The 2,479-nt window shown below is 51.1% G+C and carries 3 protein-coding genes; all 3 read left to right on the top strand.

The genetic code is table 11. The annotated features are described in order from the left end of the window. Nucleotides 1–658 (top strand): 2,3-bisphosphoglycerate-dependent phosphoglycerate mutase (locus HWQ67_RS16270; RefSeq protein WP_218253737.1); only part of this gene is annotated, 658 nt, incomplete at its 5' end. Further along, nucleotides 658–1,845 carry a cysteine desulfurase family protein gene (locus tag HWQ67_RS16265; protein ID WP_218253736.1) on the top strand — a complete coding sequence of 396 codons (1,188 nt, stop codon included), beginning with the start codon at nt 658–660 and terminating at the stop codon, nt 1,843–1,845. The genes HWQ67_RS16270 and HWQ67_RS16265, both read left to right, overlap by 1 nt. Continuing rightward, nucleotides 1,842–2,479: iron-sulfur cluster assembly scaffold protein (locus tag HWQ67_RS16260; RefSeq protein ID WP_218253735.1), on the top strand; the 638-nt coding region annotated here is incomplete at its 3' end. The genes HWQ67_RS16265 and HWQ67_RS16260, both read left to right, overlap by 4 nt.

The raw sequence follows: 2,479 nt of genomic DNA, 5'->3' as shown, positions 1-2,479 counted from the left end.
TGGACAGTCGGAGTGGAATAAGCATAATCTCTTTACTGGGTGGGTGGATATTCCGCTGTCTAAGCAAGGCATTGATGAGGCTTTGGCTGCGGGTAAGTTAATTCGTGATATCCCGATTGATGTTATTATTACGACCACATTGATACGTGCGCAGATGACAGCCATGTTGGTGATGAGCGAGCATCATTCGGGTAAGGTGCCAGTGATTTTGCATTCTGGGGAAGGGAAGCTTGATGACTGGAGTAAAATTTTCAGTGACGCTACTAAGTTGAATACGATTCCTGTCATTCGTTGTTGGGAGCTCAATGAACGCATGTATGGGAAGTTGCAGGGGCTTAATAAGGCGGAGACTGCGGAGAAATTCGGAGCAGACCAGGTGAAGCTTTGGCGGAGAAGTTATGACATTGCTCCGCCGGAGGGCGAAAGTTTGGCTATGACAGCTGCGCGTTCGATCCCTTATTTCAATCAGAAAGTTGTTCCGCTGTTAGAGCAGGGGAAGAATGTGTTGATATCGGCGCATGGTAATTCGTTGCGATCTATCATTATGGAATTGGATGGGCTCAGCCATGATGAGGTTGTGCATTTGGAATTGGCGACTGGAGTGCCAATTGTTTATAATTTTAGCGACGGCAATTTTGCCAGAACCCCCCTATCATAATGCATAATAGCCATTCTATTTATCTCGATAACAATACGACGACGCGTCCATCCGAACAAGCGGTGGCAAAGATGTTGCCCTTTTTGACCGAACGGTGGGGAGTGGCGTCTGCTCCGCATCAGGTCGGACAGCAGCTCTTTCCCGCCATTGACGAGGCTTTAAGAGGCATTTACGCCTTGTTGGGAGCCAAAGAGCAGGATACGGTGTTGTTTACCTCTTCGGCTGCGGAGGGAGTCAATCATGTGATATTGTCGACCTATTTCGATGTGACTGTGCATACCGGCAAGAATCAGTATATCACTTCGGCTATTGATGAGGCCCCTGCCATTATGGCGATGGGCAGGTTGGAGCAGTTGAGTTGTCTCGGCAAGATGGTTCCCGCGGATAAATATGGGCGTATAACCGCCCAGGCCATTGCTGACATGTTGACTCCGCGTACGGCGCTGGTGTCGTTATCGTGGGCGAATGGATTGACCGGCGTGGTGAATCCTATTATTGAGATTGCGGAACTCTGTCAGGAGCGCGGTGTGCGGTTGCATTTAGATGTGTCGCATGCGCTTGGCAAGTTGTTTACCGATTGGGAGGAGGTGCCTGCCCAGTTTATGACTTTCAATGGGGACAGTTTTCATGCTCCTTCGGGGACAGGCGGTCTATATATCCGCAGTGATGTGAGATGTTCTCCGTTTATTTTGGGTGGCAGCGAGCAGGCAGGCCAGCGGGCTGGCAGTTTCAGTGTGGCCGGGTTGGTCGCGTTGGGGCAGGCCGCGCGTGAGGCGTTGGATGCGCGTGATTTGATTTGTACTGAGGTCGCACGGTTGCGCAGCAAGTTTGAGAATGATCTGATAGCGTTGCTGCCGGATGTAGTGGTGTTTTTCCGGGATCAAGAGAGACTTCCTAATTGCACCGCCATGGCATTTCCTGGGGTGGCTAATGAGGCGTTGTTGTATTTGCTCAATCGCAAGGGTGTGTATGCCAGTATTGGAGGCGGGACTTTTCAGCAGATTGGCCTTGTGTTGGCCGCTTGTGGAGTGGAAGAAGTGTTGGCGCATAGTGCGATTAGTTTTAGTCTATCGCGTGAGACTACGGAAGATGACATTGACCGGGCTGTGGGGATCATTGTGGAGTGCGTGAAGCGGCTTCGTAAGGTGTCCAACAAGTGGCTTGCAACTGATGAGGTCTCAAAATGATGGGACTGACGCTATTGAGTACTCCGTTTCCTTGGGCGCGTTATAGTAAGAAATTGGTCGCCAAGATTGAGAATCCGCGTTGTGCCGGTTTTTTCACTAAAGAAGAAGCTGAGGCGCGCGATATGCGCATGGTTGAAGGGCATGATGGGCGCCTTGTCGATGGCAATGCCGTCAAGCTTTATTGGTTGGTAGACAAGGATGATGGCATCATTGTCGATGCCAAATTCCAGGTGTATGGGCAGTCGGCCTTGATTGGTGCGGCCGAAGCTGCTTGCGAATTGCTGGTGGGGAAAAATTACGACCAGGCGCGACGTGTGAGCGCTGACCTCATTGACAAGCAAGTTAGGGACCGTTCCGAGGTGCCGGCTTTTCCGAAGGAGACGCATCCGCACCTCAATTTAATTTTGCAGGCGATCGATGTCGCTGCTGATCAGTGTACAGATATTCCGTTTGCGGATACGTATGTGTCTGCTCCGGTGCCGAAGGACATGGGCGAGGTTATACCCGGAGGCTATCCTGGCTGGATGGAGCTGCCGTTGAAGAAGAAGATAGCGGTGGTGGAACAGGTGTTGGACCAGGATGTGAGGCCGTATATTGCATTGGATGCCGGTGGTGTGTCGGTGTTGAATTTGTT

The sequence above is a fragment of the Candidatus Magnetobacterium casense genome (assembly GCF_019173545.1).
GTDB lineage: Bacteria > Nitrospirota > Thermodesulfovibrionia > Thermodesulfovibrionales > Magnetobacteriaceae > Magnetobacterium > Magnetobacterium cryptolimnobacter.
Note: the sequence above shows the minus strand (reverse complement) of the source record. Positions and strands in the feature narration are given on the sequence as shown.

Excerpts from the sequence above, each read along its gene's own strand:
- HWQ67_RS16265 (WP_218253736.1), top strand. The coding sequence starts at position 658 with ATGCATAATAGCCATTCTATTTATCTCGATAACAATACGACGACGCGT.